Genomic DNA, 12,117 nt, shown 5'->3' on the forward strand with positions numbered 1-12,117 from the left:
AGTGGGCTGCGCGCATATGTTGTGTACCAATGCCGGAGCTTTGAGGAGGGAAGCGGCGCGCATCTGCACCTGCGCCGGCCCTCACTGCCGCCTCGCGCGGTTTACGCCACGCAATGAAACTCCGTATGTGCGGACAAAATCCACCTTGGGCAGCTGATACGAAGCAGATTGACCTGCGCGCCGCCGCCGCCGATCATGGCCTTCGCGCGAAGAGACAACAAAACCCGATGAACGAGATACCCCTGATCCCTCGGCAAACCGAACCGGAACGTCTGCGTGGCCGCGACCGCTTGGATCTCATCCATGCCGAAATCCGTAGCCGCATCTGCCTGCTCGACTACCCGCCCGGCATGCGCCTGTCGGAAACCGCGCTGGCGTCCGAATTCGGCATCTCGCGGACACCGCTGCGCCGGGTGTTGGCGCGGCTCGAGGATGACGGGTTGCTGCGCTCGATGCATGGGGTCGGCACGTTCGTCACCGATGTCGATTACACCGAACTGGCTCAGGTCTTTCGGCTGCGGCGCGAACTCACGGTGCTGCAGACCACGCTCGACCCGGTGCCGCCAAGCGCCGCACTGATCGCGTCTTTCGTCAGGCTGCAGGAACGCGGCCGCGCCCTTGTCGATGCACCCACCGCCCGCGCTTTCGCCGAGCTGGACCGCGATACCTTCCTCTGCCTGCTGGACCTGACCGCAAATGCGCCGCTGAGGGAAATGTCGGAGGCGCTGTATTTCCGCACGGCCCGGATCTGGCTGCAGCAGGTCACCGCCTCGCAGATCGACCTGATGCAGGAGATCGAGATCTACAATGACGAGCTGCGCGACATCCTGCGCGCCTTGCGGCTCGGCGATCTCGATGCGCTCGGCCATATGCGGCGCGGCCATATCTCCATGAGCTTCGCGCGGATGCCCGTCCTGATCAAAGCGCCCTAGCGGACGACTGGAGGCCGCAGCCTCCGCGACCGGGTTTACCCCGCGCGCGGCTCTCGAACGCACACGGTTTGTTCAAGGAACTGCGGCGCGGCGAGTCCGTTCGATCACTGAGAGGGATGTGATTGTCTCCGGGGGCGATGCCCGGAGATGCGACGAAGGACATGCATTCCATGACCGATCTCACTCACCCTTCCGCCGACCGATCCGCGAAGACCACGCCCGATCCGGACAGCCCGCCGCTGCGCTTTCTGGAAGGGCGGCGCGGCTATCTCCCGATTGGCGATTACGCGGTGATCGGGGACACGCGCACGGCGGCGCTGGTGGCCCGCGACGGCGCGATCGACTGGCTCTGCGGGCCTGATTTCGACGGCGATCCGGTCTTCGGGCGGCTGCTCGACCAGTTTCGCGGCGGGACATTCTACGTCGGTCCGGTGCCCGAAGCAGGCCGTCCAAGCGCGGCGAAACGTGCCTATGAAGACCACGGCCCGATCCTGACCACGACCCACCCGACCGAGGGCGGCCAACTCAAAGTCACCGACTTCATGAACCTCCCGGACTCGCTCGAAGAGGCGGCGAGCTTCGGACGCTCGGTCGTGCGGCTGTTAGAGGCTCAGGGGGGCGAAGCCGAGGTCGAAATCTGCATCGCCCCACGCTGCGACTACGCGCTGAACACCCCCAATTTCATCCGCCGCGGCCCGGGCAGCTGGCAATTCACGCAAGACGGCGACATCGTCCTGATCGACAGCTCCATCGAGTTGGAGATCGAAGGCTCGGGCCGGCTCAACGGGCGCGGCACGCTCGCCGTCGGAGAAGAAGGCTACGTCACCCTCACGATCACCCAAGGCGGCCACGGCCACGTGGGGGGAATGGGCGCGGCCCACAAGGCGCTCGCCGCGACCCGCGAGGCATGGCGCAAGCGGCAGTCCAAGACGGATTTCGGCGACGGGCCTTTCTCCGGGGCGCTCAAACGCTCGCTGATGGCGCTGCAGCTGCTGATCCACGCCCCCACCGGCGCCGTGATCGCCGCGCCGACGATGGGCCTGCCGGAGGTGATCGGCGGCATCCGCAATTACGACTATCGCTATTGCTGGCTGCGCGATGCGTATTTCGTGCTGCACGCCTTTCTCGATCAGGGCCTGACCGGAGAGGCCGACGCGTTCTTCCGCTGGCTGATGGCGGCCACGCGCGAAACGGCGCCAGAGCTGGGCACGCTCTACACGGTGCGGGGCGACAGTGACGTATCCCTGCAGAAACTGCAGACGGTCGAAGGCTACCGCCGCTCGGCCCCGGTGCAATTGGGCAACGGCGCTGCGACGCAACTGCAACTCGATGCGTACGGCTCGATGATCATGGCCGCGCGCGCCTATGTCGAAGCGGGCGGCGAATTGCATCCCGGCGAAGGTATCCGGCTTGCGAATTTCGCCGATGTCGTGGTCTCGCAATGGACCCGGCCCGATAACGGGATCTGGGAAATGCCCGACCCGCGCCGCCATCACACCTATTCCAAGGCGATGTGCTGGGGCGCGCTGAACGCGGTGATCGCGCTGGTCGAACGCGGTGTGATCGACGCCGACACAAAGCTCTGGAAAGCCGAGCGCGCCGCGATTGAGGCACTGATCCGGGAAGAGGCGTGGAACGAGCAGATCGGCGCCTTCACCGGCGCGATTGGCGAGGACTGGCTCGATGCGAGCGTCCTGCTGATGCCGCGCATCGGGGTGATCGCCGCCGACGATCCGAAGATGGCCGCGACCTACACCGCGATCCGCGAGCGGCTGGGCTCGGGCGTCCATCTGCAGCGCTACGACCTGCGGGAAGACGGGCTTCCCGGCGTCGAGGGGCACTTCAACGCCTGCGGCTTCTGGGCCGCCGATTACCTCGTGCGGGCCGGACGGCTCGACGATGCGAAGACCCAGATCGAGGGGATGCTGCACGCCACGACCGATCTTGGCCTGATGTCCGAGGAACACGACCCTGAGACTGGCGCGCAGTTGGGGAATTTCCCGCAAGGCCTGTCCCATGCCGGGATGATCGCGGCGATCACCGCCTATCGGGGCGCGGTGAAGGGCTGACCGTCTTCAAAAAAAACCGCGCGACCCGCATGTGAAAAAAGGCAGCCCCGATCCCCGGAGCCGCCTTTTTCCTGTGTTTCGCGTGATCCCGCCGTTACGCCGCAAGCGTCTCCGTGGAGGAGAAGAACATGGCCTGGCTCACCGCCGATTGCACCTGGCTCTCGGTATAGGGCTTGGTGATCAGGAAGGCGGGTTCAGGCCGCTCGCCGGTCAGCAGACGCTCCGGGAAGGCCGTGATGAAGACCACGGGCAGCTCGTTGCCGAACTGCGCGAGAATGTCGTTCACCGCGTCGATACCCGAGGAATTATCCGCCAACTGAATGTCGGCAAGGATCAGGTCGGGCTTGTCGGTCGAAGCAAGCTCCACCGCTTCGGTCCGGGTCCGGGCGATACCGGTGATCTGGTGACCCATATCCTCGACGATGGCACGAATATCCATCGCGATGATCGCCTCGTCCTCGATGATCATCACCTTGCCCGCGACGGAGGTTTCCATCTCGCGGATCGCGATGTCGATCAGTTCCTTCGCCTCGTCGGTGTCGACCTGCATGATCGTGCCGATCTCCTCGACGCGGAACCCTTCGATCGAGTGCAGCAGAAGCGCCTCACGCGTGTTCGGCGTCAGCGTCGACATGTGATCCTGCGCGCGTGCCGACAGCCGGTTGTCCGGCTCGCCCAGCGGTGCGCCCGCGGAGGCCCAGACCAGATGGAAGGCGTGGAACAATGCGAGCTTCGGATCGTTATTCTCGAAAGGCGTCGTGTCTTCGAGTATGGCCTCGAGCGTAGCCGCGGCGTATCTGTCGCCGCTGTCCTGGCTGCCGGTAAGGGCTCGGGCGTAGCGCCGCAGATACGGCAGGTTGGCTCCGATGGTGCCGGCGATGTCTTCGGACATGAAAACCCCCTTTTGCGTTTTTTCGGGAACCAAACTCTCTGGCCCCGCGTTCGGTTCCGTGCAAAATGAGTGGGATCGAAACCGGATGTATAGTGATATGGCAGACGAAAAGCCTAAGTCCAGTATCAGGGACCAGATCAATCAAAACCTGAAGAAGGTTTATGAGGAGGCGCTTCAGGAAGAAGTGCCAGATCGGTTCAAAGACTTGCTGGCGCAACTCAAGGCGAAGGAGGGCGAAAAATGACTTCGTCCTCCAAAGCCAACTCGTCTACCGAAGCCCGCGATCCGCGTGAGGAACTGCCCGATCATCTCGGGGCTCTGCGCGCCTTCGCCCTGTCGCTGACCCGGAATTCGGCCTCTGCCGACGACCTCGTGCAGGACACGATCGTCAAGGCGTGGTCGAATATCGAGAAATTTGAGCGCGGCACGAACCTGCGTGCATGGCTGTTCACGATCCTGCGCAATACCTTCTACTCGGACCGCCGAAAGCGTAAGCGCGAGGTTGCAGACCCCGAGGGTATCCACGCGGCTTCGCTCTACGAGAAACCTGCGCATGACGGACGTCTCGCGATGAACGATTTCGTCGTGGCCTTCGATCAGCTCAGCCCCGAACATCGCGAGGTTCTGACCCTCGTCGGCGCGTCGGGCTTCTCCTACGAGGAAGCCGCCGGAATGATGGGCGTCGCAGTCGGGACGGTGAAAAGTCGTGCCAACCGAGCCCGCGCCCGGCTTGCGGAGATGCTCGGGCTGGAAGAAGGTGAAGACATTCTGTCCGGCTCGGATCGAAATTCGCTGGCCGTGATGGGCAAATCCGGAGTTGCCGCCGCATGAATTCGGAAGCCGCGAAAGCGGCAGACGACGAGCACTACAGTGACCACGCCCCGTTTCAAGCTCGGAAACGGGGCGTCATTCCCTTTTTTGACGGGCTTGGCGTGCGTCTGGCCTTCATGCTGGCCGTCGCGCTCTTTCCCCTGCTGATCATCGCCGTGCTGCAATCGACCTCGGTCGTTCGCGAAGCGCAGGCGCGCTCCGAGGCTGCCCTGATGGGCGAGACGATGCGCGCCGTCGCAGGCGAGACGCGGGTGATCCAGCACGCGCAGGATGCAGCCCGCGTCCTTGCCAGCACCGTCCAACCGCTCGTGGGTAGTGACGAGGCCTGCTCGAACTGGATGCGGCAGATCTCGGGCGCTTTCCCCGAGTTCTCGCTGGTCGCTTTCATTCCCGACAGCGGCAAGATGAGCTGCTCGAACTCCGGCAAGAATTACGATTTCAAAGGTCAGGACATCTTCGAGAGGATGATGACCGCGGATCGCACCAGCTTCTACGTCAATCGCGATGCGCCGGTGTCGGGCACCTCGGTGCTGGGCGTGGCCCATCCCGTCTATAACGCGGCGGGCGATCATATCGGGATCATCGCGATCTCGATGAGCCACTCCTCGCTTTCGCTGGCGAAAGACGGGCCGAAGCTCGCCGATGACCGACCGCTGGTGATCATGACGTTCGACCGCGAGGGCACGATCCTGACCTCCTCGGACGGGCTGGCGAACACGCAGTCGCACCTGCCCGTGGATCGCTCGCTGAAACTGCTGGCGGGCAATGGCGCGGTGACCTTCTCGGGGGATTCCAATCGCGGCATAGAGCGGGTCTACTCCGTCGTCGAACTCGTCCCCGACCAACTCTATGCACTCGGTAGCTGGCCCGCGCAGGCCGCCTCCGCGCTGAGCCCCTTCGCCGATATATCGCCGGTGCTGTTCCCCGCGCTGATGTGGATGGCGAGCCTTCTGGTCGCCTATTTCGCGATGCAGAAACTGGTCATCGGCCATGTCCGCAAACTGTCGGGCGCGATCACCAGCTTCGCCACCGGCAGCCGGATCGTGGGCAATCTCAACCTCTCGACGGCCCCCTCGGAAATCCGCGACCTCGCCGAAGCCTACGACCGGATGACCGAGACCATCCTGCACGACGAGGCCGAACTCGAAGACATGGTGCACCACAAGGAAGTGCTGCTCCGCGAGGTCCACCACCGGGTGAAGAACAACCTCCAGCTCATCGCCTCGATCATCAATATGCAGATGCGGCAGGCGCGCACGCCCGAAGCCAAGGGGCTGATGAAATCGCTGCAGGAGCGGGTCATCTCGCTGGCGACGATCCACCGCGGCCTCTACCAGACCTCCGGGCTCACCGATATCCGCGCGCAGGAGCTGCTGCCCGATATCGTGCGCCAGATCACCCGTCTCGCGACTGGGCCGGGCCGCCATGTCTCGGTCGACTGCCATATCGACGACATTCACTTGACGCCCGATCAGGCCGTGCCGCTCTCGCTTCTACTGACCGAAGCTATGACCAACGCGATGAAATACGCCTCCGCCCGCGATGGCGAACCGAAACTCGATATCTCGCTTACCAAGCTCGAAGGGATGCAGGCGCGTCTCAGCGTGCGCAACACCGTCGATAAGGACGCCCCGCCGCTGGAGGCTGTGGACGGCACCGGGCTGGGATCGCAACTGGTCAACGCCTTCGTGCAACAGCTCTCCGGCACGATCGAGATCGAGACCACAGACGACGAGTACCTGCTCAATGCGGACTTCACATTGCGCCCCCTGGTCGAGAGCGAATTGCGTCACGAAGAGCGCTTGAAATCTCGGAAACACGAAACAGTTTCTGAAGAGAGCAATTGAGTGAGATACCTGCCGCGGCGACCTCTGGTCACCTTCGCGGCCGTTCAGAAAAAACGAGCCGCATGGAACGTCTTAAACAAGCCGGAGTTCACGCCGAGAGCCGCGTAAGACTGCTTTTGACAGCAGCCGAGGCTTACCCTGTGCTCGAGGATGCTTTCCTCGACTCGCGTCATTCTATCCACGGCTCCTTCCGCGTCTTCGACCTCAACACGAAGCTGAAATCGGATCGCGGGCGCGCCATCGGTGCGACTTGGTTCGACCTGATCATCCACCTGCTGAAACGTGGCGTGGCGATGCAGATCGACCTGACCGACTTCGACCCCTGCGCCAAGCCCGAGCTGCATCGCATGACGTGGTCGTCGATCCGCATGTTCTGCGCCGCGCGCGAACTGGCCGGGCCGAACGCCAATCTGCGACTGCGCGCGCTGATGCACCCGGCGCAATCGGGCATCCTGCCGCGCACGATCTTCTGGCCCTATGTCTATTACAAGCTCGGCAACCACGCGAGCTGGCTCAACGGGATGGACGAGGCCAAGCGGCTGACGGCGATGCGCGACATGCCGGGGCTGCGGGAATATCTCAAGGCCGGATCGGATAACAAAATCCGCCGCAAGTTCCGCGGCGCGCCGCCGAAACTGTTCCCGGCGACGCATCACCAGAAGCTCGCCGTGTTCGACGACAAGAAGCTCTATATCGGCGGGCTGGATCTCGACAATCGCCGCTTCGACACGCCCGTGCACGAGCGCGACGGCGAGATGACTTGGCACGATGTGCAGCTGATGATGACCGGCCCCGTGGTCGCCGAGGCGAAGGCCCATCTGGAGACCTTCCACGAAAGCTGCGCCGGCGAAAAGCTGGCAAAGCCGCCGCGTCGCCTGCTCCGCACGATTTCGCAGCGGCGCAAATTCGCGACCTTCCGGATCGGGCCGAAGCTCTATCGGACCGAGATCGAGAACGCGCATGAGATGCTGATCGCGCGCGCGCAGAAGCTGATCTATCTCGAAAGCCAGTTCTTCCGCTCGCGCAACCTCGCAAATCATCTGGCCCGCGCCGCGCGCGAGAACCCCAATCTCAACCTGATCCTGATGCTGCCCGCCGTGCCCGAGACGCTGATGCTGGCCGACCGCCCGACCAGCGACGTGCGCTATGGCGAGTATCTTCAGGTCCGCGCGCTGGATACGATCCGGGAAGCCTTCGGCAGCCGCCTGTTCATCGGCTGCCCGGCGGAGCCGCGCCTCGCCGCTCCCGACGATGACGGGGCGATGCGCACCGGTGGCGCGCCGCTGATCTACGTCCATGCGAAAGTCTCGATCTTCGACGAGGACGCGGCGCTGATCACCTCCGCGAACCTCAACGGCCGGTCGCTGCACTGGGACAGCGAGGCGGGCGTCTATCTGCGCCGCAATGACGGGATCCCGGCCATGCGCCGTCGCCTGATGCGCCATTGGCTGCCGCCTGCGCCCGAAGAGGCGTTCTTCGACCCGACTCGCGCAGTCTCGGCCTGGACCGAACTCGCACGCGAGAACGGCACCAAAGCCCCCGAGGACCGGGAAGGCTTCGTGCTCCCCTACGACATGGAAGCCGCGCGCAAAATTGCGCGCAAGCTGCCATTCATTCCCGAAGAGATGGTCTGATCCGCACTGGCGGATCGCGGGCGACGTTGCCTCATCTGGGGCGGGCCGCGTCGGCTCAGTTGGTTTCGAGCTTCTGCTCCGCCTCGGATTTCGGATCCGGCAGGCTGTCGGTCAGCACCAACGCCCAGAGCAGCAGCGGAATCGCCACGATCCCGCCCAGCGGCCCCCAGAGCCAGATCCCGAAGGTCAGCGACAGGAAGACCAGAAGCGGATTGAGCCGCATCTGCCGCCCGATCGCGGCCGGGGTCACGAATTGCGCCTCGGTCGCGTTGAGCATGACGTAGATCAGCGGCGGCAGGATCACCCGGATCCCGTCGAACGTCGCCACGCCTGCGAAGCCCAGCGCGATGATCAGCGCCGCGGGGCCGAGATACAGGATGTAGTTGATCAGGAAGGCCACCAGCCCCCAGAGCGGCGCATTCGGCAGCCCGATCAGCTGCATCGCGACGCCCACCGCCAGCCCGAGCCCGCCATTCACCACCGTGATGGTGAGGAAATAGCGCGACACCCGGGTCTCCGCCTTGCGCAGCCGTGCAGCGGTGGCTCCGCGGCTCGCCGGCTCCGCGAGATGCTTCGCGATCCAGTTGTAAATCTCGGTCCGCGAGAGCTGGAAGAAGAACAGCGCCCCGATATAGATCAGCCCCTGCGCAATGATGGCCGGAGCGAGCATGACGAGATCCTTGGCGTCCGGCACGGCGCTCTTGTCGCCATTGCCACCGCCATCCTGCGCGGCATCCTTTGCCGGCGTGATCGCATCGCTCACCTCCTTCGAGGCGTCCTGAATGCCTTGGAACATGTGGCGCATATGAATGATGGTGGAACGCATGTCGTCCATCACCTTCGGCGCTTGACGCATCAGCTCCGCGATCACCGGCTGGATCACGAGAACCAGCAGCACGGCGATCATCAGAGAAATAACGAGCGAGGTAAGTGCCCCCCAGACAGGCGACAGACCTCTTTTCTCCCATGCATCGGAAATTGGTGAAAGCACGATCCCAACGACGAGCGCGAGCACGACGGGGGCGAGCAAGCTTTCCACCTGGCTAAGCGCAGCCACGACAGCGATTACAGCGATCGCGATCATGGCGATGCGCGACAGGGTCTCCAGGCGATGCATTTCGAGAATTACTTCCCTCTTGGGTTTCGCGAGCTAACGCCGCTGGAGCCCCCGCAGTTCCCGAGTTTTTGCGCCCTCACACACAGGAACATCGCCCCCGGCGAAACGTTGATGGACGACGCCGAGACCCGCGTCTTCATCTTGAAAGGAGTGACGCCATGAATTGGGATCAGATTAAAGGCAGCTGGAAAGAAATGAAGGGCAAGGCCCGCGAGAACTGGGGCGAGTTGACCGACGACGAACTTGAGGAGGCCGCAGGCCATCGCGAGCAGATGGTCGGCCTGATCCAGAAGAAATACGGCAAGACGAAAGAGGACGCCGAGCGCGAAGTCGACACCTGGTCGAGCTCGGTCTGATCTTCGGAATTAGACCCTATTCCCGCGTAAAACAGCATAAACCGGCGTCGCAGAGATTGCGGCGCCGGTTCTCTTTTGCGGGTCGGTCACGCGCAGCGAGCGCCATGAGCCGCCAAGCAAAAAGGCCGGGCGCGAAGCCCGGCCTTTTCTAATCAGGTCCACCGATCGGATCAGTGGGTGGTTTTCGGCGCCGACGAGGACGTCGGGTTGGTCGAGGACGCGCTCGACGTGGACGAGGAGGACGAATGGTTCGCCTTCACCTTCTCAGCCGCCTCGTGAGTCTTCGCCTCAGCCTTGGACGCGACCTCTTCGGCCTTGGACTTCGCGGCATCCTTGGCCTCTTGGGCCCCGGCGCGCACTTCCTCTTCGCCTTTCTGCAGCGACTGGCCGACATCGCGCAGCGCGCGGTTGGCTTCCTGAGCAAGCTGGCGCGAGAGGCGGTCGATCAGCTGCTCTCCTGCGGCCATCGCCTGATCGCCGAAGTCGCGTGCAGCACTGCGTGCCTCGTCGCCGGCCGAGCTCATCACCGAGCGCGCGGTCCGCTTCAGCTCGTCGGTGAACTGATCGGCAACCTTGCCCGCACGGCGCTTCTCGTCGCGGTAGAGGCGCTCGGCCTCGTCGAACAGACGGTTCGCACGCGGGCCGAAGCTGCGGCGGCTGACATTGACGTCCGGCTTGGGCACCGCGTTGAAGATCGCGGCACCGATCGCAAAGCCGATAGCGGCGGCGATCAGCGGGTGATCCTTGACCATCTGCTTGCTCGTCGACCCGGCTTGGGTCGCACCGTCCTGCAGGCGAATCCGGGCGGAATAGGCTCTTTCACGGGCCCGCACCACGCGGTCGCGCGCATCCTCATTGAGGTCGCTCAGACCCGAGGACAGCGAGCCGCGCAGGTCGCTCGCGAATTTCTGCATCACCTCGGAGCGCTCCTTGACGAAGTCGCGCGCCTTGTCGGTCGAGCTGCGCTGCTCGGCCTCGAGATCTTCGAGACGCACCGACGCATCGTGGCGCAGCGTGTCGATCTCGTCGATCCAGCCGTCTGCGCCCGCTTCGCTCGGCATCACGAGCGGATCGGCATCGGCGACAAGATCCTCTTGCTCAACGGTGTCCGAGTTGCGCTGGCGCAGCAGGAACCAAGCGATACCGGCACCCGCGAGGGCGAAGGCCACGGGGTTCTTGCGCACGGCCTGTTCGGCACTGCGCGCAGCCGGCGCCGCGTAATCGCGCACGACTTGCGACACTTGATCGGAGAGATAGTCCGGCGCGATGCGGCCGGTCAGATCGCCGAGCGTCGATGCGAGATCGGCACGGTCCTGGCGCAGACGGTTCTCGATTTCCTCAATGGTTTTCTTCTCGGTCATTTGAAGCTCTCCTTAAGCGCCTGCGCGTCAGCAGACAGGTTTTCCTTGAGACGGGTGGGTGGGCTCGACACTTTGCGCAGCTTCGACGCGGCAATGAGCGCCGCGATGATGCCGAGGATCAGAAGCACCACGCCGACGATCAACGTCGCGGGGCCCCGGTCGAGGCCGGCCCATTCCAGCCCGTAGATGGCGGATTGCGTCAGGGGGAAGATCGCACCGAGCGCGAAAACCAAGGCGACCGCGCCGAGAATGACGGCATTGCGCGCAAGACCCGCCCGATGGGCAGCTTCGGCGCGCACCAATTCCGCCTCGGTCCGTGCGATCTCGCGCGTCTGCTCGATCACCCGGTTCAGCAAATCGGTCACCGTTCCCCGGCCCTCGTGGCCGTCAGGTTCTTCGGTCTCGTGGTAACTCATCGACCTCTCCCAAACATGTCACGGCCTCTTACCGCGATTTCTGTGGTTCCAACGCGGGTTGGGGAATGCGGTTCCTTGAGGGTCTCCGCAGCCGCCCCCCTTGATTTCGTCACTTCGAGGCGCGCGGCCCGGCCACCAGCCAGATCAGGAAACCGATCAGCGGCAAGAAGAAGACGAGAAGCGCCCAGAGCACTTTCTTGCCGGTGCTGGAATTCGACCCGACGATCGAGACCAGCGCCCAGATATCAAGTGCGAGAAGTAAGATACCCCAAAAGCCGCCGAGGCCCGTCATATTCATTTCCATGTCCCCATCTCCCTTTTTCGTGAGGTTGTGAATCGCCGCCCAAACGCCGGAAAGCGCACGATGTTCCGCGAATTTGCTGACTCAGGGTAATGGAACTTTCGGGAAAACGGCACGTTTGGATGTCATGAAAGCGCAGCACTCAGCGCTAATGTACGCAACATCCGAAGGAGAATACCCATGCTTGGTTGGGCTCTGACCTTTCTCGTTATCGCGCTGATTGCCGCGGCGCTCGGTTTTGGCGGCATCGCAGGCGCATCTGCCGGGATCGCACAGATCCTCTTCGTGGTCTTCCTGATCCTGTTCGTGGTGGCCATGGTCGCCCGGGCGGTAAAAGGCAAACCGCCGGTATAACTGCGAA

General features: G+C 63.6%; 13 protein-coding genes. 8 read left to right on the forward strand and 5 right to left on the reverse strand.

Going from position 1 to position 12,117, the window contains the following annotated elements; genetic code table 11:
* The first annotated feature begins 227 nt into the window (after nucleotides 1-227).
* Both ACZ7GB_RS09860 and ACZ7GB_RS09865 read left to right on the forward strand, forming a co-directional pair.
* Nucleotides 228-932 carry a GntR family transcriptional regulator gene (locus tag ACZ7GB_RS09860; RefSeq protein ID WP_472158508.1) on the forward strand — a complete coding sequence of 235 codons (705 nt, stop codon included), beginning with the start codon at nucleotides 228-230 and terminating at the stop codon, nucleotides 930-932.
* A gap of 170 nt (nucleotides 933-1,102) precedes the next feature.
* Nucleotides 1,103-3,001, forward strand: coding sequence for a glycoside hydrolase family 15 protein (locus ACZ7GB_RS09865; protein WP_472158509.1), 1,899 nt, complete (start codon nucleotides 1,103-1,105; stop codon nucleotides 2,999-3,001).
* A 94-nt stretch (nucleotides 3,002-3,095) separates the two neighbouring features.
* Here the strand turns inward: ACZ7GB_RS09865 and ACZ7GB_RS09870 are convergent, their stop codons facing one another.
* Nucleotides 3,096-3,893 carry a response regulator gene (locus ACZ7GB_RS09870; RefSeq protein ID WP_078522750.1) on the reverse strand — a complete coding sequence of 266 codons (798 nt, stop codon included), beginning with the start codon at nucleotides 3,891-3,893 and terminating at the stop codon, nucleotides 3,096-3,098.
* 97 nt (nucleotides 3,894-3,990) lie between these two features.
* Here ACZ7GB_RS09870 and ACZ7GB_RS09875 point away from each other — a divergent pair, with 97 nt between their 5' ends.
* The 4 genes from ACZ7GB_RS09875 to ACZ7GB_RS09890 all read left to right on the forward strand — a co-directional run bounded on the left by ACZ7GB_RS09875 (nucleotide 3,991) and on the right by ACZ7GB_RS09890 (nucleotide 8,205).
* On the forward strand, nucleotides 3,991-4,137 hold the full coding sequence (locus ACZ7GB_RS09875) for a NepR family anti-sigma factor (protein ID WP_078522790.1): 147 nt from the start codon (nucleotides 3,991-3,993) through the stop codon (nucleotides 4,135-4,137).
* On the forward strand, nucleotides 4,134-4,724 hold the full coding sequence (locus tag ACZ7GB_RS09880; RefSeq protein WP_078522749.1) for an RNA polymerase sigma factor: 591 nt from the start codon (nucleotides 4,134-4,136) through the stop codon (nucleotides 4,722-4,724). The genes ACZ7GB_RS09875 and ACZ7GB_RS09880 overlap by 4 nt, the downstream gene beginning before the upstream one ends.
* Nucleotides 4,721-6,571, forward strand: a complete 1,851-nt coding sequence (locus ACZ7GB_RS09885; protein WP_472158511.1) for a histidine kinase dimerization/phosphoacceptor domain -containing protein — start codon at nucleotides 4,721-4,723, stop codon at nucleotides 6,569-6,571. Before ACZ7GB_RS09880 ends, ACZ7GB_RS09885 begins: the two co-directional genes overlap by 4 nt.
* Nucleotides 6,572-6,711: 140 nt before the next feature.
* Nucleotides 6,712-8,205, forward strand: coding sequence for a hypothetical protein (locus ACZ7GB_RS09890; protein WP_472158512.1), 1,494 nt, complete (start codon nucleotides 6,712-6,714; stop codon nucleotides 8,203-8,205).
* A 55-nt stretch (nucleotides 8,206-8,260) separates the two neighbouring features.
* On the opposite strand, the gene ACZ7GB_RS09895 is transcribed toward ACZ7GB_RS09890, so the two are convergent.
* Complete coding sequence (locus ACZ7GB_RS09895; protein WP_078522746.1) at nucleotides 8,261-9,322, reverse strand: AI-2E family transporter; 1,062 nt, start codon at nucleotides 9,320-9,322, stop codon at nucleotides 8,261-8,263.
* A 158-nt stretch (nucleotides 9,323-9,480) separates the two neighbouring features.
* Here ACZ7GB_RS09895 and ACZ7GB_RS09900 point away from each other — a divergent pair, with 158 nt between their 5' ends.
* Nucleotides 9,481-9,678, forward strand: coding sequence for a CsbD family protein (locus ACZ7GB_RS09900; RefSeq protein WP_078522745.1), 198 nt, complete (start codon nucleotides 9,481-9,483; stop codon nucleotides 9,676-9,678).
* Between the two features lie 170 nt (nucleotides 9,679-9,848).
* Here the strand turns inward: ACZ7GB_RS09900 and ACZ7GB_RS09905 are convergent, their stop codons facing one another.
* The 3 genes from ACZ7GB_RS09905 to ACZ7GB_RS09915 all read right to left on the reverse strand — a co-directional run bounded on the left by ACZ7GB_RS09905 (nucleotide 9,849) and on the right by ACZ7GB_RS09915 (nucleotide 11,759).
* Nucleotides 9,849-11,039 (reverse strand): hypothetical protein, encoded by a 1,191-nt coding sequence (locus ACZ7GB_RS09905; RefSeq protein WP_472158514.1) that lies wholly within the window; start codon nucleotides 11,037-11,039, stop codon nucleotides 9,849-9,851.
* Nucleotides 11,036-11,455 carry a phage holin family protein gene (locus tag ACZ7GB_RS09910; protein WP_078541429.1) on the reverse strand — a complete coding sequence of 140 codons (420 nt, stop codon included), beginning with the start codon at nucleotides 11,453-11,455 and terminating at the stop codon, nucleotides 11,036-11,038. Before ACZ7GB_RS09910 ends, ACZ7GB_RS09905 begins: the two co-directional genes overlap by 4 nt.
* Nucleotides 11,456-11,564: 109 nt before the next feature.
* Nucleotides 11,565-11,759, reverse strand: a complete 195-nt coding sequence (locus ACZ7GB_RS09915) for a PLD nuclease N-terminal domain-containing protein (RefSeq protein WP_093477206.1) — start codon at nucleotides 11,757-11,759, stop codon at nucleotides 11,565-11,567.
* A 177-nt stretch (nucleotides 11,760-11,936) separates the two neighbouring features.
* Here ACZ7GB_RS09915 and ACZ7GB_RS09920 point away from each other — a divergent pair, with 177 nt between their 5' ends.
* Nucleotides 11,937-12,110, forward strand: a complete 174-nt coding sequence (locus ACZ7GB_RS09920) for a DUF1328 domain-containing protein (protein ID WP_075776656.1) — start codon at nucleotides 11,937-11,939, stop codon at nucleotides 12,108-12,110.
* Nucleotides 12,111-12,117: the final 7 nt, after the last annotated feature.

It is taken from the genome of Thioclava sp. PTB-PU3-1 (assembly GCF_055666785.1).

Excerpts from the sequence above, each read along its gene's own strand:
- ACZ7GB_RS09880 (WP_078522749.1), top strand. The coding sequence starts at position 4,134 with ATGACTTCGTCCTCCAAAGCCAACTCGTCTACCGAAGCCCGCGATCCG.
- ACZ7GB_RS09865 (WP_472158509.1), top strand. The coding sequence starts at position 1,103 with ATGACCGATCTCACTCACCCTTCCGCCGACCGATCCGCGAAGACCACG.
- ACZ7GB_RS09860 (WP_472158508.1), top strand. The coding sequence starts at position 228 with ATGAACGAGATACCCCTGATCCCTCGGCAAACCGAACCGGAACGTCTG.
- ACZ7GB_RS09910 (WP_078541429.1), bottom strand. The coding sequence starts at position 11,455 with ATGAGTTACCACGAGACCGAAGAACCTGACGGCCACGAGGGCCGGGGA.
- ACZ7GB_RS09915 (WP_093477206.1), bottom strand. The coding sequence starts at position 11,759 with ATGGAAATGAATATGACGGGCCTCGGCGGCTTTTGGGGTATCTTACTT.
- ACZ7GB_RS09870 (WP_078522750.1), bottom strand. The coding sequence starts at position 3,893 with ATGTCCGAAGACATCGCCGGCACCATCGGAGCCAACCTGCCGTATCTG.
- ACZ7GB_RS09905 (WP_472158514.1), bottom strand. The coding sequence starts at position 11,039 with ATGACCGAGAAGAAAACCATTGAGGAAATCGAGAACCGTCTGCGCCAG.
- ACZ7GB_RS09900 (WP_078522745.1), top strand. The coding sequence starts at position 9,481 with ATGAATTGGGATCAGATTAAAGGCAGCTGGAAAGAAATGAAGGGCAAG.
- ACZ7GB_RS09920 (WP_075776656.1), top strand. The coding sequence starts at position 11,937 with ATGCTTGGTTGGGCTCTGACCTTTCTCGTTATCGCGCTGATTGCCGCG.
- ACZ7GB_RS09895 (WP_078522746.1), bottom strand. The coding sequence starts at position 9,322 with ATGCATCGCCTGGAGACCCTGTCGCGCATCGCCATGATCGCGATCGCT.
- ACZ7GB_RS09885 (WP_472158511.1), top strand. The coding sequence starts at position 4,721 with ATGAATTCGGAAGCCGCGAAAGCGGCAGACGACGAGCACTACAGTGAC.
- ACZ7GB_RS09875 (WP_078522790.1), top strand. The coding sequence starts at position 3,991 with ATGGCAGACGAAAAGCCTAAGTCCAGTATCAGGGACCAGATCAATCAA.